Origin of the sequence: Klebsiella pneumoniae subsp. pneumoniae HS11286, from assembly GCF_000240185.1 — a bacterium.
GTDB classification, from domain to species: Bacteria; Pseudomonadota; Gammaproteobacteria; order Enterobacterales; family Enterobacteriaceae; genus Klebsiella; species Klebsiella pneumoniae.
Window position 1 is genome coordinate 169,148 of the sequence record NC_016845.1, and the last position, 18,156, is coordinate 187,303.

General features: G+C 57.9%; 19 protein-coding genes. 13 read left to right on the forward strand and 6 right to left on the reverse strand.

Going from position 1 to position 18,156, the window contains the following annotated elements:
- Window positions 1-55: 55 nt before the first annotated feature.
- Window positions 56-175 (reverse strand): hypothetical protein, encoded by a 120-nt coding sequence (locus KPHS_01490; RefSeq protein ID YP_005224449.1) that lies wholly within the window; start codon window positions 173-175, stop codon window positions 56-58.
- A 13-nt stretch (window positions 176-188) separates the two neighbouring features.
- Here KPHS_01490 and KPHS_01500 point away from each other — a divergent pair, with 13 nt between their 5' ends.
- On the forward strand, window positions 189-2,741 hold the full coding sequence (locus KPHS_01500; protein YP_005224450.1) for a putative adenylate cyclase: 2,553 nt from the start codon (window positions 189-191) through the stop codon (window positions 2,739-2,741).
- A 133-nt stretch (window positions 2,742-2,874) separates the two neighbouring features.
- Here the strand turns inward: KPHS_01500 and KPHS_01510 are convergent, their stop codons facing one another.
- Entirely contained in the window at window positions 2,875-3,195 is a 321-nt protein-coding gene (locus tag KPHS_01510; protein YP_005224451.1) for a frataxin-like protein, read from the reverse strand.
- Window positions 3,196-3,341: 146 nt separating this feature from the next.
- Here KPHS_01510 and KPHS_01520 point away from each other — a divergent pair, with 146 nt between their 5' ends.
- The 8 genes from KPHS_01520 (at window position 3,342) to KPHS_01590 (ending at window position 10,256) form a co-directional block, all read left to right on the forward strand.
- On the forward strand, window positions 3,342-3,545 hold the full coding sequence (locus KPHS_01520; RefSeq protein YP_005224452.1) for a lipoprotein: 204 nt from the start codon (window positions 3,342-3,344) through the stop codon (window positions 3,543-3,545).
- Between the two features lie 35 nt (window positions 3,546-3,580).
- Window positions 3,581-4,405 (forward strand): diaminopimelate epimerase, encoded by an 825-nt coding sequence (locus tag KPHS_01530; RefSeq protein ID YP_005224453.1) that lies wholly within the window; start codon window positions 3,581-3,583, stop codon window positions 4,403-4,405.
- Window positions 4,402-5,109 carry a DUF484 domain-containing protein gene (locus tag KPHS_01540; RefSeq protein ID YP_005224454.1) on the forward strand — a complete coding sequence of 236 codons (708 nt, stop codon included), beginning with the start codon at window positions 4,402-4,404 and terminating at the stop codon, window positions 5,107-5,109. The genes KPHS_01530 and KPHS_01540 overlap by 4 nt, the downstream gene beginning before the upstream one ends.
- Entirely contained in the window at window positions 5,106-6,008 is a 903-nt protein-coding gene (locus KPHS_01550; protein ID YP_005224455.1) for a tyrosine recombinase, read from the forward strand. The genes KPHS_01540 and KPHS_01550 overlap by 4 nt, the downstream gene beginning before the upstream one ends.
- On the forward strand, window positions 6,008-6,724 hold the full coding sequence (locus KPHS_01560) for a flavin mononucleotide phosphatase (RefSeq protein ID YP_005224456.1): 717 nt from the start codon (window positions 6,008-6,010) through the stop codon (window positions 6,722-6,724). The genes KPHS_01550 and KPHS_01560 overlap by 1 nt, the downstream gene beginning before the upstream one ends.
- A gap of 63 nt (window positions 6,725-6,787) precedes the next feature.
- Window positions 6,788-8,950 (forward strand): DNA-dependent helicase II, encoded by a 2,163-nt coding sequence (locus KPHS_01570; protein ID YP_005224457.1) that lies wholly within the window; start codon window positions 6,788-6,790, stop codon window positions 8,948-8,950.
- Entirely contained in the window at window positions 8,911-9,063 is a 153-nt protein-coding gene (locus tag KPHS_01580) for a 50S ribosomal protein L15 (protein ID YP_005224458.1), read from the forward strand. Before KPHS_01570 ends, KPHS_01580 begins: the two co-directional genes overlap by 40 nt.
- 242 nt (window positions 9,064-9,305) lie before the next feature.
- Window positions 9,306-10,256 (forward strand): magnesium and cobalt transport protein, encoded by a 951-nt coding sequence (locus tag KPHS_01590; RefSeq protein YP_005224459.1) that lies wholly within the window; start codon window positions 9,306-9,308, stop codon window positions 10,254-10,256.
- A 42-nt stretch (window positions 10,257-10,298) separates the two neighbouring features.
- On the opposite strand, the gene KPHS_01600 is transcribed toward KPHS_01590, so the two are convergent.
- Together KPHS_01600 and KPHS_01610 are read right to left on the reverse strand one after the other, a co-directional pair.
- Window positions 10,299-11,192, reverse strand: coding sequence for a chloramphenicol resistance (locus tag KPHS_01600; RefSeq protein YP_005224460.1), 894 nt, complete (start codon window positions 11,190-11,192; stop codon window positions 10,299-10,301).
- A gap of 48 nt (window positions 11,193-11,240) precedes the next feature.
- Window positions 11,241-11,705 carry a thioesterase family protein gene (locus tag KPHS_01610; protein YP_005224461.1) on the reverse strand — a complete coding sequence of 155 codons (465 nt, stop codon included), beginning with the start codon at window positions 11,703-11,705 and terminating at the stop codon, window positions 11,241-11,243.
- 152 nt (window positions 11,706-11,857) lie between these two features.
- Between KPHS_01610 and KPHS_01620 the strand changes: the two genes are divergently transcribed.
- The 3 genes from KPHS_01620 to KPHS_01640 all read left to right on the forward strand — a co-directional run bounded on the left by KPHS_01620 (window position 11,858) and on the right by KPHS_01640 (window position 15,294).
- Window positions 11,858-12,718, forward strand: a complete 861-nt coding sequence (locus KPHS_01620; protein YP_005224462.1) for a phospholipase A — start codon at window positions 11,858-11,860, stop codon at window positions 12,716-12,718.
- A 67-nt stretch (window positions 12,719-12,785) separates the two neighbouring features.
- Window positions 12,786-14,612, forward strand: a complete 1,827-nt coding sequence (locus KPHS_01630; protein YP_005224463.1) for an ATP-dependent DNA helicase — start codon at window positions 12,786-12,788, stop codon at window positions 14,610-14,612.
- 61 nt (window positions 14,613-14,673) lie between these two features.
- Complete coding sequence (locus KPHS_01640) at window positions 14,674-15,294, forward strand: threonine efflux system (protein YP_005224464.1); 621 nt, start codon at window positions 14,674-14,676, stop codon at window positions 15,292-15,294.
- 44 nt (window positions 15,295-15,338) lie between these two features.
- On the opposite strand, the gene KPHS_01650 is transcribed toward KPHS_01640, so the two are convergent.
- Together KPHS_01650 and KPHS_01660 are read right to left on the reverse strand one after the other, a co-directional pair.
- Window positions 15,339-16,247, reverse strand: a complete 909-nt coding sequence (locus KPHS_01650; protein ID YP_005224465.1) for an ISNCY family transposase — start codon at window positions 16,245-16,247, stop codon at window positions 15,339-15,341.
- A 162-nt stretch (window positions 16,248-16,409) separates the two neighbouring features.
- Window positions 16,410-17,030, reverse strand: a complete 621-nt coding sequence (locus KPHS_01660; RefSeq protein ID YP_005224466.1) for a homoserine/homoserine lactone efflux protein — start codon at window positions 17,028-17,030, stop codon at window positions 16,410-16,412.
- A gap of 109 nt (window positions 17,031-17,139) precedes the next feature.
- On the opposite strand from KPHS_01660, the gene KPHS_01670 reads away from it, so the two are divergent.
- The gene (locus KPHS_01670) at window positions 17,140-18,132 is read left to right on the forward strand and encodes a lysophospholipase L2 (protein ID YP_005224467.1); all 993 of its coding nucleotides are present in this window, start codon (window positions 17,140-17,142) and stop codon (window positions 18,130-18,132) included.
- Window positions 18,133-18,156: the final 24 nt, after the last annotated feature.

The window sequence follows — 18,156 nt, forward strand, 5'->3', positions numbered from 1 at the left end:
ACACTTGTATGTAGCGCATCTTTCTTTACGGTCAATGAGCAAGGTGTTAAATTGATCACGTTTTAAACCATTTGTCAGTCCGCTGCTCATCACAACCACACCGACGACGAATGGTGACGGTTTTTGTTGAAATACTGAAATCCTCCGTACTATTGTACCTCGGGTTTTTGAACATCAGGCGATATGTCTTGTACCTCTATATTGAGACACTGAAACAGAGACTGGATGCCATCAACCAATTGCGCGTGGATCGCGCGCTTGCTGCCATGGGACCCGCTTTCCAGCAGGTTTACAGTCTACTGCCAACGTTATTACATTATCATCACCCGCTGATGCCGGGTTACCTTGACGGTAACGTTCCCCGTGGCATTTGCCTCTACACGCCTGATGAAACCCAACGCCACTATCTTGAGGAACTGGAACTGCATCGCGGTATGCAGACTCAGGAGCCGCCGAAAGGCGAGCTGCCGATCACCGGCGTCTACTCGATGGGCAGTACTTCCTCCGTCGGCCAGAGCTGCTCTTCCGATCTTGATATCTGGGTATGTCACCAGGCCTGGCTGGATAGCGAAGAGCGTCAGCTGCTGCAGCGAAAATGCAGCCTGCTTGAGAGCTGGGCTGCCTCGCTCGGCGTGGAAGTCAGCTTCTTCCTGATCGACGAAAACCGTTTCCGTCATAACGAAAGCGGTAGCCTCGGCGGCGAAGACTGCGGTTCGACCCAGCATATCCTGTTGCTTGATGAGTTCTACCGCACCGCGGTGCGCCTCGCCGGCAAGCGTATTCTGTGGAATATGGTGCCGTGCGATGAAGAAGAGCATTACGATGATTACGTGATGGGGCTGTATGCCCAGGGCGTGCTGACGCCTAACGAATGGCTCGATCTCGGCGGCCTCAGTTCGCTGTCGGCGGAAGAGTACTTCGGCGCCAGCCTGTGGCAGCTGTATAAAAGTATCGACTCCCCCTATAAAGCGGTGCTGAAAACGCTGCTGCTGGAAGCCTACTCCTGGGAATACCCCAATAACCGCCTGTTAGCGAAAGATATCAAACAGCGTCTGCACGACGGGGAGATTGTCTCCTTCGGCCTCGACCCGTACTGCATGATGCTGGAGCGCGTGACCACCTATCTGCAGGCCATCGAAGATGAAACCCGCCTCGATCTGGTGCGCCGCTGCTTCTACCTGAAAGTTTGTGAAAAACTCAGCCGCGAACGCGCCTGCGTCGGCTGGCGTCGCGAAGTCGTCAGCCAGTTGGTGAATGCCTGGGGCTGGGACGAAAAGCGTCTGATGATGCTCGACAACCGCGCCAACTGGAAAATCGATGAAGTGCGCAAGGCGCACAACGAACTGCTCGACGCCATGATGCAGAGCTATCGTAATCTGATCCGCTTCGCGCGGCGCAATAACCTTAGCGTCTCCGCCAGCCCGCAGGATATTGGCGTGCTGACCCGTAAGCTGTATGCGGCCTTTGAAGCGCTGCCGGGGAAAGTGACGCTGGTAAACCCGCAAATTTCGCCGGATCTGTCGGAACCGAACCTGACCTTTATCCACGTGCCGCCGGGCCGCGCCAACCGTACCGGTTGGTATCTGTACAACCGCGCGCCGGACATGGAATCGATCATCAGCCATCAGCCGCTGGAATATAACCGTTATCTTAATAAGCTGGTGGCCTGGGCCTGGTTTAACGGCCTGCTGACCTCACGCACCCGCCTGTTTATTAAGGGCAACGGCATCGTCGATCTGGCGAAGCTGCAGGAGATGGTGGCCGACGTGTCGCACCACTTCCCGCTGCGCCTGCCGGCGCCGACGCCAAAGGCGCTGTACAGCCCGTGCGAAATCCGCCACCTGGCGATTATCGTCAACCTCGAATATGACCCAACCGCGGCCTTCCGTAACCAGGTGGTGCACTTCGATTTCCGTAAGCTGGATGTTTTCAGCTTCGGCGAAGAGCAAAAATGCCTGATCGGCAGCGTCGACCTGCTGTATCGCAACTCGTGGAACGAAGTGCGTACGCTGCACTTTAACGGCGAACAGGCGATGATCGAGGCGCTGAAAACGATCCTCGGCAAAATGCACCAGGACGCCGCGCCGCCGGACAGCGTGGAGGTGTTCTGCTATAGCCAGCACCTGCGCGGCCTGATCCGCACCCGCGTGCAGCAGATGATCTCCGAATGTATCGAACTGCGTCTCTCCAGTACCCGCCAGGATACCGGGCGCTTCAAAGCGCTGCGCGTCTCCGGCCAGACGTGGGGGCTGTTCTTCGAGCGGCTTAACGTTTCGGTGCAGAAGCTGGAAAACGCCATTGAGTTCTACGGCGCTATCTCGCACAACAAGCTGCACGGGCTGTCGGTGCAGGTGGAAACCAATCACGTTAAGCTGCCGGCGGTGGTGGATGGCTTCGCCAGCGAAGGGATTATTCAGTTCTTCTTTGAAGACGCGGATAACAACGACAGCGGTTTTAACATCTATATTCTTGATGAGAGCAACCGCGCCGAGGTCTATCATCACTGCGAGGGCAGTAAAGAGGAGCTGGTGCGCGACGTCAGCCGCTTCTATTCGTCATCGCACGATCGTTTCACCTACGGCTCCAGCTTTATCAACTTCAACCTGCCGCAGTTCTATCAGATTGTCGAGGTAGACGGGCGCACCCAGGTGATCCCTTTCCGCACTCAGGCGATTGCCGCCGCGATACCCACCAGCCAGGACGTTACCGCCTCGCCGGTGCTGCAGCAGCGCTACTCGTAGATTTGGCCCGGAGAAGGCGTGAGCCGCTATCCGCAGATATTCCCTGCTGGCGCTGCGCTTAGCAGGGCTACGGTTCTAAGTCGTCGGGTAGCCCGGATAAGGCGCGATGCGCCGCTATCCGGGAAACACGTCATTAACGGAATTTCACCGTCTCACCGGCCTGCTGGCTCGCCGCCTGCTCCAGCAGATCCCAGAAGGTTTCGCCGCTGCGATCGCAGATCCACTCGTCGCCTTTGAGATCGAAGTGATAGCCGCCCTGTTTGGTGGCCAGCCACACCTGGTGCAGCGGCTCCTGACGGTTAATAATGATTTTGCTGCCGTTTTCAAAGCTGATGGTCAGCACGCCGCCGTTGATTTCGCAGTCGATGTCGCTATCGCCGTCCCAGTCGTCCAGACGTTCTTCGATGGTCATCCACAGGCTATCGGCCAGGCGATGGAATTCACTGTCGTTCATAATTTGATTCTGCTTTTTTGATTTTTGAAGATGGGTCGCAGTATAGCGCGAAACAAAAGCGCGCGCAGTCGGATGCTAAAGGCTTGCTTTTACGTCTTCTCCTGCGATGATAGAAAGCAGAAAGAATGAATCACGGGCAACTATCAATGAAAAACGTTTTTCCTACGCTTGCCGTTTTGTTTGCGATCTTCAGCCTGACCGGCTGCGGTCTGAAAGGGCCTCTCTATTTCCCACCGGCGGACAAAACCGCGCCGCCGCCGACCAAACCGGTTAACCCTGGCATTCAGAGCGCAACGCCGGATCGTAACGATCGTGGCGATACCGGTGGTCCGAGCCAGGTCAATTACTAACGATAACGTTCTGTTCCGCGCAACTGGAGTAGATGATGCAGTTCTCTAAAATGCATGGCCTTGGCAACGATTTTATGGTCGTTGACGCGGTAACGCAGAATGTTTTTTTCTCGCCGGAGCTGATTCGCCGCCTGGCGGATCGCCACCTTGGCGTCGGGTTCGATCAGCTATTGGTCGTCGAACCGCCCTACGATCCGGATCTGGATTTCCACTACCGGATCTTTAACGCCGACGGCAGCGAAGTGTCGCAGTGCGGCAACGGCGCGCGCTGTTTTGCCCGCTTCGTCCGGCTGAAAGGCCTGACCAATAAACGTGATATCCGCGTGAGTACGGCCAACGGGCGTATGGTATTAAGCGTAACGGAAGACGATCTGGTGCGGGTGAACATGGGCGAGCCCAACTTCGAGCCGTCCCAGGTGCCGTTCCGCGCCAACAAAGCGGAAAAGACCTATATCATGCGTGCCGCCGAGCAGACAGTATTGTGCGGCGTGGTGTCCATGGGAAATCCGCACTGCGTCATCCAGGTTGATGATGTGGATACGGCAGCGGTGGAAACTCTCGGCCCGGTGATGGAAAGCCATGAGCGTTTTCCGGAGCGCGCCAATATCGGCTTTATGCAGGTGGTCGGTCGGTCTCATATCCGTCTGCGCGTCTACGAACGCGGCGCGGGGGAAACCCAGGCCTGCGGCAGCGGCGCCTGCGCCGCGGTGGCGGTGGGGATCCAGCAGGGGCTGCTGGCGGAAACGGTACGCGTGGAATTACCCGGCGGTCGTCTTGATATCGCCTGGAAAGGCCCGGGCCAGCCGCTGTTTATGACCGGCCCGGCGGCCCATGTCTATGATGGATTTATTCATTTATGAAACCAATCGGGGAAGAACAGCAGGAGGTTGCCAGCGCGTTGAACGATCGCGCAGTGGTGGACTATCTGTTGCAACATCCTGAATTTTTTATTCGTAATGCCGCCCAGGTCGAACATCTCCGCGTCCCGCATCCGGTACGCGGTACGATTTCGCTGGTGGAGTGGCACATGATGCGGGCGCGTAACCATATTCATGTGCTGGAAGAAAATATGTCGCTGCTGATGGAGCAGGCGGTCGCTAATGAAAGCCTGTTCCAGCGCCTGCTGCAGCTGCAAACGCGGCTGGCGGCGGCGGAGAGCCTTGACGATATGCTCAACCGCCTTCACCGCTGGGCACGCGAGCTGGGGCTGGCGGGCGCCACGGTGCGCCTGTTTCCTGACTGCTGGCGCCTCGGCGCGCCCTCGAAGTTTACCCATCTGGCATTAAACCGGCAGGCGTTTGAGCCGATCCGTATTCAACGTCTGGGCCAGGCGCGCCACTATCTTGGACCGCTGAACGGCCCGGAGCTGCTGGTGGTGCTGCCGGAGGCGAAGGCCATTGGGTCTGTGGCGATATCGCTGCTGGGGGGCGATAATGCCCCGGGGGTGATGCTCTTCAGCAGCCGCGATGCGCAGCATTATCAGCCAGGGCAGGGGACGCAGCTGTTGCAGGAGATTGCCCAGATGCTGCCCGGCCTGCTGGAGCGCTGGATTGAACGCGCATGACCGATTCTCCTCTCTTCTCCGCCGTCGCCCGCTTTCTTCGCCATCTTGGCGTTGAACGCCAGCTCAGCCCGATCACGTTACTGAATTACCAGCGACAGCTGGACGCGCTGATCGCCCTGGCGGATGAGGCGGGCCTGAAAAGCTGGTCGCAGTGCGATGCCGCTCAGGTGCGAAGCTTTGCGGTGCGTAGTCGCCGCGCGGGGTTAGGCCCGGCAAGCCTGGCGCTTCGCCTGTCGGCGCTGCGCAGTTTCTTCGACTGGCTGGTCGGTCAGGGCGAGCTCAGCGCCAATCCGGCGAAGGGGATTGCCGCGCCGAAAATTCCCCGCCACCTGCCAAAAAATATTGACGTCGATGACGTCAATCGACTGCTGGATATCGATCTCAACGATCCGCTGGCGGTGCGCGATCGGGCGATGCTGGAGGTGATGTACGGCGCGGGATTGCGTTTGTCCGAACTGGTCAACCTGGATATCAAACACCTCGATCTCGAAAGCGGTGAGGTCTGGGTGATGGGCAAAGGCAGCAAGGAGCGTCGTTTGCCGATCGGTCGCAACGCGGTGGCATGGATTGAGCACTGGCTGGATTTGCGCGGCCTGTTCGGTACCGACGACGACGCGCTGTTTTTGTCGAAGCTGGGCAAACGTATTTCGGCGCGCAACGTACAGAAGCGATTCGCCGAGTGGGGCATTAAGCAGGGGCTGAACAGCCATGTGCACCCGCACAAGCTGCGCCACTCCTTTGCCACCCATATGCTGGAGTCGAGCGGCGATCTGCGCGGCGTGCAGGAGCTGCTGGGGCATGCTAACCTCTCCACCACCCAAATCTATACCCATCTTGATTTTCAACACCTTGCCTCGGTGTACGATGCCGCGCATCCGCGCGCTAAACGGGGGAAATAATGCGTTTTTACCGACCTCTGGGCCAGATTTCCGCGCTGACGTTTGACCTGGACGATACCCTTTACGATAACCGCCCGGTGATTGACCGGACGATGCACGAGTCGCTGGCCTTTGTGCGCAGCTACCATCCTTCGCTCAGCCAGTTCGACGCCCATGAGCTTAATCAGCTGCGTCAGACGCTGCTGGCTGCTGAACCTGAGATTTATCATGACGTGACCGTCTGGCGCCACCGTGCGCTGGAGTTAGGTATGCGTAATGCCGGGCTCTCCGCCGAAGCGGCGAAAGCGGGGGCCGATGCGGCGATGGAACACTTCGCCCACTGGCGCAGCCGCGTCGATGTCCCGCAGGAAACGCACGATACGCTGGCGAAGCTGGCGAAGAAGTGGCCGCTGGTGGCGATTACCAATGGCAACGCCCGCCCGGAACTGTTCGGTCTGAGCGACTATTTCCGCTTCGTGCTGCGCGCCGGGCCGGATGGCCGCTCCAAGCCGTTTGCCGACATGTACCACCTTGCGGCGGAGCGTCTGAATGTGCCGCTCGGGCAGATTCTGCACGTCGGCGATGATCTGACCACCGACGTGGCCGGCGCTATTCGCTGTGGGATGCAGGCCTGCTGGATCAAACCGCAAGGCGCGGACCTGATGCACACCGCGGACAGCCGCCTGCTGCCGCATATTGAAATTTCACGGTTGGCATCTCTGACCTCGCTGATATAATCACCAGTCACTCTGTATATATTAACAGGGGTTCGTGGAACCCCTTCTCTTCCGGCGGTGCCAATGGACGTTTCTTACCTGCTCGACAGCCTTAATGACAAACAGCGTGAAGCCGTAGCGGCCTCGCGCACCAATATGCTGGTTCTGGCAGGGGCGGGCAGTGGTAAGACGCGCGTTCTGGTGCACCGTATCGCCTGGCTGCTGAGCGTGGAGAACTGTTCCCCGTATTCCATTATGGCGGTGACCTTTACCAACAAAGCGGCGGCGGAGATGCGTCACCGTATCGGCCAGCTGATGGGCACCACCCAGGGCGGCATGTGGGTGGGCACCTTCCACGGCCTGGCGCACCGTTTGCTGCGCGCGCACCATCTGGATGCCAACCTGCCGCAGGACTTCCAAATCCTCGACAGCGAAGACCAGCTGCGTCTGCTGAAGCGTCTGATTAAGGCGATGAACCTCGATGAGAAACAGTGGCCGCCGCGCCAGGCAATGTGGTACATCAACAGCCAGAAAGATGAAGGACTGCGCCCGCATCATATTCAGAGCTACGGCAACCCGGTCGAGCAGACCTGGCAGAAGGTCTATCAGGCCTATCAGGAAGCCTGCGACCGCGCCGGGCTGGTGGACTTCGCCGAGCTGCTGCTGCGCGCCCACGAGCTGTGGCTGAACAAACCGCATATCCTGCAGCACTACCGCGAGCGCTTCACCAATATCCTCGTCGATGAATTCCAGGATACCAACAACATTCAGTACGCCTGGATCCGCCTGCTGGCGGGCGATACCGGCAAGGTGATGATCGTCGGCGATGACGATCAGTCTATCTATGGATGGCGCGGCGCGCAGGTCGAGAACATTCAGCGCTTCCTTAACGACTTCCCCGGCGCGGAAACCATCCGCCTGGAGCAGAACTATCGCTCGACCAGCAATATTCTCAGCGCTGCCAACGCCCTGATTGAAAACAACAACGGGCGCCTGGGCAAAAAGCTGTGGACCGACGGCGCCGACGGCGAGCCGATTTCGCTGTACTGCGCCTTCAACGATCTCGACGAAGCGCGCTTTGTGGTGAACCGAATTAAAACCTGGCAGGAGAACGGCGGTGCGCTGGAGCAATGCGCCATTCTCTATCGCAGTAACGCCCAGTCGCGCGTGCTGGAAGAGGCCCTCCTGCAGGCCAGTATGCCGTACCGTATCTACGGCGGCATGCGCTTCTTCGAGCGTCAGGAAATCAAAGACGCGCTCTCTTACCTGCGCCTTATCGCCAACCGCAACGACGACGCGGCCTTTGAGCGCGTAGTCAATACGCCGACCCGCGGCATTGGCGACCGCACGCTGGACGTGGTGCGCCAGACGTCGCGTGATCGCCAGCTGACGCTATGGCAGGCCAGTCGCGAGCTATTGAAAGAAAAAGCGCTGGCCGGTCGCGCCGCCAGCGCCCTGCAGCGCTTTATGGAGCTGATTGACGCGCTGGCGCAGGAGACCACCGATATGCCGCTGCACGTTCAGACCGATCGGGTGATTAAAGACTCCGGCCTGCGCGCGATGTACGAGCAGGAGAAAGGCGAGAAGGGCCAGACCCGTATTGAAAACTTAGAGGAGCTGGTGACGGCGACGCGCCAGTTCAGCTACAACGAAGAAGATGAAGATCTGATGCCGCTGCAGGCGTTTCTCTCCCACGCCGCGCTGGAAGCGGGCGAGGGGCAGGCGGACACCTGGCAGGACGCGGTTCAGCTGATGACCCTGCACTCGGCGAAAGGGCTGGAGTTCCCGCAGGTGTTCATCGTCGGCGTCGAAGAAGGGATGTTCCCGAGCCAGATGGCCCTAGATGAAGGCGGCCGCCTGGAGGAGGAGCGTCGCCTGGCCTACGTCGGCGTAACGCGCGCCATGCAGAAGCTGACGCTGACCTATGCGGAAACCCGCCGTCTGTACGGGAAAGAGGTTTATCACCGCCCGTCGCGCTTTATCGGCGAGCTGCCGCAGGAGTGCGTAGAAGAAGTGCGTCTGCGAGCCACGGTGAGCCGCCCGGTAAACCATCAGCGACTGGGCGCGCCGATTGCCGAGAGCGATACCGGCTACAAGTTAGGCCAGCGCGTACGGCATCCGAAGTTTGGCGAAGGCACTATTGTCAACCTCGAAGGCAGCGGCGAGCACAGCCGACTGCAGGTGGCTTTTCAGGGCCAGGGAATCAAATGGCTGGTGGCGGCTTACGCCCGGCTGGAGGCAGTGTAACTTTAAGAAAAATATCATTATTTTGTAATATTCTGCTACCTTTATACGTTAAGGCGCCTGATTTGCGCTTTCGCGTTCCGTTGCGTGTTGACGCCGATTTTGCGCTGGCGTAACATGCGCGCACGATTACGCTAAGAGGACATTCGCCTTGGACACACCCAGTAGATGCTGGCTCAACTTCCTGTCATTCAGGAACAACTCCTAAGGCTATCCTCTTATGCTGATAGCCTTAGCGGTTGTCAGCGACCTGCCCCATTCCCGTCGCGCTGAGTCAGGCTTAATGGTCTGAAACCCAATTTGTTTCTGTGTGCCCACCGAACTGTCCGATAATTTTTTTGCATTGGGAGTCCCGGTCATGCTGAGCGCATTTCAACTGGAAAACAATCGTTTAACGCGCCTGGAAGCCGATGAGATCAAACACCTCGCCAGCTCGGTGTGGGTCGATCTGGTCGAGCCTGACGACGATGAGCGAAGCCGCGTGCAGACGGAACTGGGTCAAAACCTGGCGACGCGCCCGGAACTGGAAGATATCGAAGCCTCCGCGCGTTTCTTTGAAGATGAAGACGGGTTACACATCCACTCGTTCTTCTTTTTTGAAGATGCCGACGATCACGCCGGCAACTCTACCGTGGCGTTTACCATCCGCGAAGGCCGCCTGTTCACGCTGCGCGAGCGCGAACTACCCGCTTTCCGCCTCTACCGTATGCGCGTGCGTAACCAGACGCTGGTCGACGGCAACGCCTACGAACTGCTGCTCGACCTGTTCGAGACCAAAATCGAGCAGCTGGCGGATGAAATTGAAAACATCTACAGCGACCTGGAAAAGCTGAGCCGCGTCATTATGGAAGGCCATCAGGGCGACGAGTACGACGAAGCGCTGTCGACGCTGGCGGAACTGGAAGATATCGGCTGGAAGGTGCGACTCTGTCTGATGGATACCCAGCGCGCGCTGAACTTCCTCGTGCGCAAGGCGCGCCTGCCGGCGGGCCAGCTGGAGCAGGCGCGGGAGATCCTGCGCGATATCGAATCTCTGCTGCCGCACAACGAATCGCTGTTCCAGAAGGTGAACTTCCTGATGCAGGCGGCGATGGGTTTTATCAATATCGAGCAGAACCGCATCATCAAGATCTTCTCGGTGGTCTCGGTGGTATTCCTGCCGCCAACTCTGGTGGCCTCCAGTTACGGGATGAACTTTGAATTTATGCCCGAACTACACTGGAGCTTTGGTTATCCGGGAGCCATCGTGTTTATGATGCTGGCCGGCCTGGCGCCATATCTCTACTTCAAGCGCAAAAACTGGTTGTAAAAAAGGGAGCGTCGGCTCCCTTCTTTACTGGCTGATGCAGGCTTAGCCTCTGCGCAACCGGCGCTGGGTATACAGCGCATCGACGATAAACACCGCCAGCGCGACCCAGATAAAGCCAAAGGTCACCATTTTATCCTTGCCCGGCACTTCGCCGTAGAACGTCACCGCCAGCAGGAACATCAGCGTTGGGCCGATGTACTGGAAAAAGCCCAGCGTGGAGAGCCGCAGACGCGTTGCCGCCCCGGTAAAGCACAGCAAAGGGATGGTGGTCACCACGCCCGCGGCCATCAGCAGCAGATTGAGCGACCAGGGGTTCTCGCCCATATGGCTGGTCGGGCTGTCGGTGATGCCGAACAACCAGATTGCCGCCACCGGCAGCAGCCACAGCGTTTCCACCAGCATGCCGGTTTGCGCATCGACAGCAATTTTCTTTCGCACCAGGCCGTAAAAGGCAAAACTGAAAGCCAGCCCAAGACCGATTATCGGCAGCGAACCAAAGGTCCACAGCTGGACCAGCACGCCGCAAAAGGCGAGGATCACCGCCAGCCACTGCAGACGACGAAAGCGTTCGCCGAGGAAAATCATCCCCAACAAAATATTCACCAGCGGGTTGATAAAGTAGCCGAGGCTGGCTTCCAGCATATGGTGGTTATTCACCGCCCAGATGAACAACAGCCAGTTACCGCCGACCAGCACTGCCGAGAGCGCCAGCAGGAAGATCTTGCGCGGCGTTTTCAGCAGCTTTTTCACCTGTGGCCACTGGCGGCTGACGCTGATGAGCGCCACCATGAAGAAGAAAGACCAGATCACGCGATGGGTCAGAATTTCATCGGCGGGAACATAGTAGATAAGTTTGAAGTACGCTGGCGCGATACCCCAGATAAAGTAGGCGGCGAGGGCCAGAATGATCCCCAACCGCGTCTGTTTCGCATCCATCGGTAAAATCCATTGCCAAAGAGAGTGATGTTACTCGATTTTGGCCAATCAACCCACCATATAGGTGGCCGTTGCGCTGGCAATATAGACCTGAGCTTCGTTATGCAGTTCCACGCGGGCAACCGCCACTTTATTGCCGGCGCGCAGCAGGGTGCTGGTGGCGGTAAAACGTTCGCCGCGGCCCGGACGCAGGTAGTCCACGCGCAGGTCGATGGTTCCCATACGGGAAAGCCGCTGGCGCAACTCTTCTTCGTTGATGGTGTCATGGCGGGTAAGGGTACTGCCGACGCAGACCAGGCCAGCGGCAACGTCCAGCGCGGAGGCGATCACCCCGCCATGCAGAATGCTTTGCGCCCAGTTGCCGACCATCATCGGCTGATTATTAAAGCTAAGCTGGGCAAACGCTTTTTCGTAGCGTTCCAGTTCGAGACCGAGGGCGCGGTTAAACGGCATGTGATAGACGAAAATCTCCCCTACCAGTTTCAGGGCTGCTTCGGCAGTAAGTTCAGACATAACACCGGTTCCATTCGTTAATAAAATGTTGATTTTATGCTTCTAAAATATTGATTTCCACTTTCGGAGCGGATTAGGGGGCAGGTGATTAATAAACAGGTAGAATGGCTTCAGGTTAAACAAAAATAAAAACTATTTTTCAGGAGACCAGCATGCGTATCTCTTTGGCCTGCCTGGTGGCGCTGTGCGCGCTACCGGCCGGTGTTATGGCGCAGGACGCGTCGGTACACGACAAACCGGCAGTGCGCGGCAGCATTATCGCCAACCTGCTCCAGGACCATGATAATCCTTTCCTGCTCTACCCTTATGAGAGCAACTATCTGCTCTATACGTGGACCAGCGACCTCAATAAAGAGGCGATCCGCAGCTATGACTGGGCCGAAAATGCCCGTAAAGATGAAGTGAAGTTTCAGCTAAGCCTGGCGTTCCCGCTGTGGCGCGGTATCCTGGGCGATAATTCGCTGCTGGGCGCGTCCTATACCCAGAAATCCTGGTGGCAGCTCTCTAACAGCAAAGAGTCGGCGCCGTTTCGCGAAACCAATTATGAACCCCAGCTGTTTTTGGGCTTTGCGACCGACTACCAGTTTGCCGGCTGGACGCTGCGCGATATCGAGATGGGGTATAACCACGACTCGAATGGGCGTTCCGACCCCACCTCGCGCAGCTGGAATCGGCTTTATGCCCGCCTGATGGCGCAAAACGGTAACTGGCTGGTGGAAGTGAAGCCCTGGTATGTGGTGGGCAACACCGATGATAACCCGGATATCACCAAATATATGGGCTATTACCGGCTGAAGGTGGGCTACCAGCTGGGAGAGGCGATCCTCAGCGCGCAGGGGCAATACAACTGGAACACCGGCTACGGCGGGGCGGAACTTGGCGTGAGCTATCCCATTACCAAACATGTTCGCGCCTATACGCAGATCTACAGCGGCTATGGCGAGTCGCTTATCGACTATAACTTTAACCAAACGCGCGTCGGCGTCGGGCTAATGCTCAACGATCTGTTTTAATCGTTGCACTCTGGCTCGCAGGCGCTGAAAATAGCGCCTGTTTTCTTTTCAGGCAAATGGGGTCAACGTGGCACAGGCGGAAGTATTGAATCAGGAATCGCTGGCTAAGCAGGTTTTACAAGAGACCTTCGGCTACCAGCAGTTCCGTCCTGGCCAGGAAACGATTATCGAGACGGCGCTCGAAGGCCGGGACTGCCTGGTGGTCATGCCGACCGGTGGCGGCAAGTCGCTGTGCTATCAGGTGCCGGCGCTGGTCATGGGCGGTCTGACGGTCGTGGTCTCACCGCTGATCTCGCTGATGAAGGACCAGGTCGATCAGCTGCTGGCCAACGGCGTGGCGGCGGCTTGTCTGAACTCGACGCAAAGCCGCGAGCAGCAGCAGGAGGTGATGGCCGGCTGCCGCAGCGGGCAGGTTCGTCTGCTGTATATCGCGCCGGAACGGCTGATGCTGGATAACTTTCTTGAGCATCTGGCGAACTGGAACCTGGCGATGCTGGCGGTAGACGAGGCGCACTGTATCTCGCAGTGGGGCCATGACTTCCGTCCGGAATATGCCGCGCTGGGCCAGCTGCGTCAGCGGATGCCGCAGATCCCGTTTATGGCGTTGACCGCCACCGCCGATGATACCACCCGCCGCGATATCGTCCGCCTGCTGGGGCTTAACGATCCGCTGATTCAGGTCAGCAGCTTCGACCGGCCAAACATCCGCTATATGCTGATGGAGAAATTCAAGCCGCTCGACCAGCTGATGCGCTACGTTCAGGATCAGCGCGGCAAATCGGGCATTATCTACTGCAACAGCCGTTCGAAAGTGGAAGACACCGCCGCCAGGCTGCAAAGCCGCGGTATTAGCGCGGCGGCTTACCATGCCGGTCTGGAAAACGACGTGCGCGCCGAGGTGCAGGAGAAATTCCAGCGCGACGATCTGCAGATCGTGGTGGCGACGGTGGCCTTCGGGATGGGCATTAACAAGCCGAACGTCCGCTTTGTGGTGCATTTTGATATTCCGCGCAATATTGAATCCTACTATCAGGAGACCGGCCGCGCCGGGCGTGATGGTCTGCCGGCGGAAGCGATGCTGTTTTACGATCCGGCGGATATGGCGTGGCTGCGCCGCTGTCTGGAAGAAAAACCCGCCGGGCCGCTACAGGATATCGAACGGCATAAGCTGAATGCGATGGGGGCGTTTGCCGAAGCGCAGACCTGTCGCCGTCTGGTGCTGCTGAACTATTTTGGCGAAGGGCGTCAGGAGCCGTGCGGCAACTGCGATATCTGTCTTGACCCGCCAAAGCAGTACGATGGCTTAATGGATGCGCGCAAGGCGCTTTCAACGATTTACCGGGTCAATCAACGTTTCGGGATGGGTTACGTGGTGGAGGTCCTGCGCGGGGCCAACAACCAGCGCATCCGAGAGATGGGCCACGATAAGCTGCCGGTTTACGGTATCGGCCGGGAGCAAAGTCACGAGCACTGGGTGAGCGTGATCCGCCAGCTGATCCACCTTGGGCTGGTGACGCAGAATATCGCCCAGCACTCCGCGCTGCAGCTGACCGAAGCCGCGCGACCGGTGCTGCGTGGCGAAGTGCCGCTGCAGCTCGCCGTGCCGCGTATCGTGGCGCTGAAGCCAAAGGCGATGCAGAAATCCTTTGGCGGCAATTACGACCGTAAACTGTTCGCCAAGCTGCGCAAATTACGTAAAGCGATCGCCGACGAAGAGAACATCCCGCCATATGTGGTCTTCAACGACGCGACGCTTATCGAGATGGCCGAACAATCGCCGCTGACCGCCGGCGAAATGCTCAGCGTCAACGGCGTGGGGACACGCAAGCTCGAGCGTTTCGGGAAGCCGTTTATGGCGCTGATCCGGGCGCATGTTGATGGCGACGATGAGTAGTCAGCTGGCTGAAAAAGTGCCAGAATAGTTTCTCTCTTCATTATTTTCCTGCGAGTTAACTATGCTGATGCTTTTCCTCACCGTGGCGCTGGTGCATATCATTGCGCTGATGAGCCCGGGGCCGGACTTTTTCTTTGTCTCACAAACGGCCATCAGCCGCTCGCGCAGAGAGGCGATGATGGGTGTGCTGGGGATCACCTGCGGCGTCATGGTCTGGGCGGGAGTGGCGCTGCTCGGCCTGAACCTGATCCTCGCCCGGATGGCGTGGCTGCATAACATTATAATGGTCGGCGGGGGCCTGTATCTATGCTGGATGGGCTACCAGATGCTGCGTGGCGCGCTGAAAAAAGAGAAGGTGGCCTCGGCGGAGCCGCAGGTGGAGCTGGCCCGCAGCGGACGCAGCTTCGTGAAGGGATTGCTGACCAATCTGGCGAATCCGAAAGCGATTATCTACTTCGGCTCGGTGTTTTCGCTGTTCGTGGGTGACAGCGTCGGCGCCGGCGCGCGCTGGGGCATTTTCCTGCTGATTATCGTTGAGACGCTGGCCTGGTTTATGGTGGTTGCCAGCCTGTTCGCCCTGCCGGGGATGCGCCGCGGCTATCAGCGGATGGCGAAGTGGATCGACGGTATCGCCGGTACGCTGTTTGCGGGCTTCGGCATCCACCTGATTATCTCGCGTTAACCGGCATGCTGTTTCCCACCCGGTTGTTTCCGGGTGGGAAAGTATCAGTGGCGAAGCCGCTGCAGCTCGTCTTCAGACAGACCGGTCATTTCCATAATCGCCTGGTCATCAATACCGCGACTGCGCATCGCTTCGGCAACCTGCACCAGAGCCTGGTGTTTACCTTCTTTTATGCCCTGCTGTACGCCTTTCTCCATACCTTCTGCAAGCCATGTTTCCGCCAGCGTCATCAGTAATCCTCCATGCTGCGGCACGCGCTGTGCCAGCCCGTACAAGAGTGTCCGAGTATCTTCGGCATCCCCTGCCTGAGCCATATAGTTTACCAATACGGTGATTTGTTGTCCGCTCATCTGCTCCAGCATTAAGAGTTGGGTCAACTTATCCAGCAATTGCGCCATATCGCGCTGGCGGATGTGCTTTTGCACCAGCGTCAGGGCTGCCATGCTGCGGTGCTGCATGATGTCGTCGTCGGGGATCACCGTGATATCGACCAGCGGAAACGCCCCGCTATACAGCTGGCTGGCGGTCTCAGGATCGGCAAAATTATCCAGCCAGCGCATCGACCAGGGATAGGGGCTGCGTCGTCCCTGATAGAAGAGAATAGGGATAACCAGAGGCAGCGTTTTATGGCCGCTCTCCAGGTGCCGCTGCATGGCGGCGATGGCATAGCGCATTAAGCGAAAGGCCATCAGCTTATCGGGTGCGCTCTGGTGCTCGATCAGAACATGGACATAGCCCGCACCGCGGGTGGTTTCCAGCGAATAAAGGATATCGCTGTAGTAAGGTCTGAGATCGTCTTCGAGAAAGCTGCCGGATTCCAGACGCAGGGTGTCCAGTTTGCAGATCTGTGTTAACGACGGAGGCAGGTGGAGCTCGATAAAATCGCGCGCCGTCTCTACCCGTGAGAGAAAAGTTTTAAATACTGCATCATGAGGGGTCGCCGTTTCCGCCATTGCCGTTCATCCGTGAATCACGTATCTGGCGGCATCCTGACATGGCGGGTTCAGCGCCGACAGCGGGCAAAAAAATTAATTACCCACTTTGCGCGCCGGCTCGCGCAGAGAGAAAGCGTCGTTCACCTGGCGAACCTCTCTTTGCGAGCGAGATTCCATGATTCAGGCATGGCGGGCGGAGGCGAGCAGCGCCCCGACCAGCATAAACAGTGAACCAAAGACTTTGTTCAACGCCTTCATCTGCTTTGGCCCTTTGATCCATGCGGAAATGCGCTGCGCCAGGGTCGCATAGCCAATCATCACAATGATATCGACGACGATGGTGGTGACGCCCAGAACGAGATATTGCATCACCTGCGGCTGGTGCGGCAGGATAAACTGCGGAAACAGGGCGGCCAGAAAAACAATGCTTTTGGGATTGGTGAGATTTACGAACACCGCGCGCTGAAACAGTTTGCCGCGCGTCTGCGCCTTCGCCAGCGTATTCAGGTCGATCGCCCCTGCCGCCCGCCATTGCTGGATACCCAGCCAGATCAGGTAGGCGGCGCCGGCCCATTTTAGCACCTCAAAGGCCAGCACCGAGCGGGAGAAGAGAGTGCCGAGACCAACGCCAACCAGCACGATATGAATGGCCAGCCCGGTCTGCAAACCGGCAATCGACGCCGCCGCGCCGCGGTATCCGTGGTTAATGGAAGTGGTCATGGTATTAATCGCTCCGGAACCCGGCGACAGGCTGAGAATAATTGATGTCAGCAGGTAGGCGAACCACCACTCAATGGTCATGAGAAACTCCCTGATTGTCTGTTTTTATGCCACAATACGCTATTGTGTCAGCATTGTGTGATACACGGTAAAAAAACGATTTTCAGCGGTTAACAGGGGTGTAAACCCGATGTTTGGGCAGAAAAAGGACTGGGAAACACGAGAAAACGCGTTTGCGGCCTTTAGCATGGGGCCGCTGACGGATTTCTGGCGACAGCGCGAAGAAGCTGAATTTAAAGGCGTCGACGATGTACCGGTACGCTTTGTCCGCTTTTGCGCGCAACATAACGATCGTCTGGTGTTGATTTGCCCCGGGCGCATTGAAAGCTACGTGAAGTATGCTGAAGTGGCCTACGATCTCTTTCACTGCGGCTTTGACGTGATGATCATTGACCATCGCGGGCAGGGACGCTCGGGCCGCCTGCTCTCAGATACCCACCGCGGACACGTGGTTAACTTCAGCGACTATGTTGATGACCTGGCCGCGCTCTGGCAGCAGCAGGTGGTTCCCGGACACTGGCGAAAACGGTTTATCCTTGCCCATTCTATGGGCGGAGCGATTGCCACGCTTTTTCTGCAACGTTACCGGGCGCATTGCGATGCAATAGCGCTCTGCGCGCCGATGTTCGGGATTATCATTCGGCTGCCGGACTGGATGGTGCGCCATATTCTCGACTGGGCTGAGGGCCATCAGCGCATTCGCGAAGAGTATGCCATCGGCACCGGGCGCTGGCGGGCGCTGCCTTTTGCCGTTAACGTGCTGACGCACAGTCGGCAACGCTATCGTCGCAACCTGCGCTTCTATGCCGATGAGCCGCGGCTGCAGGTCGGCGGTCCGACCTGGCACTGGGTGCGTGAGGGCATGCTGGCCGGCGACGAAGTGCTGGCGAATGTGGAAAAAGATACCGCCCCGACGCTGCTTTTACAGGCGGAGGAGGAGCGGGTGGTCGATAATCTGATGCACGACCGCTATTGCGAATTACGGGCCGCTGCCGGCCATCCTTGTGAGGGCGGTAAACCGCTCGTCATTGAAGGGGCATATCATGAGATCCTTTTTGAAAAGGACGCTATGCGCTCAGTCGCGCTCAATGCCATCGTCGAGTTTTTCAATCGACATACTTAATCCGACGATAACGCTCGTCGCCCT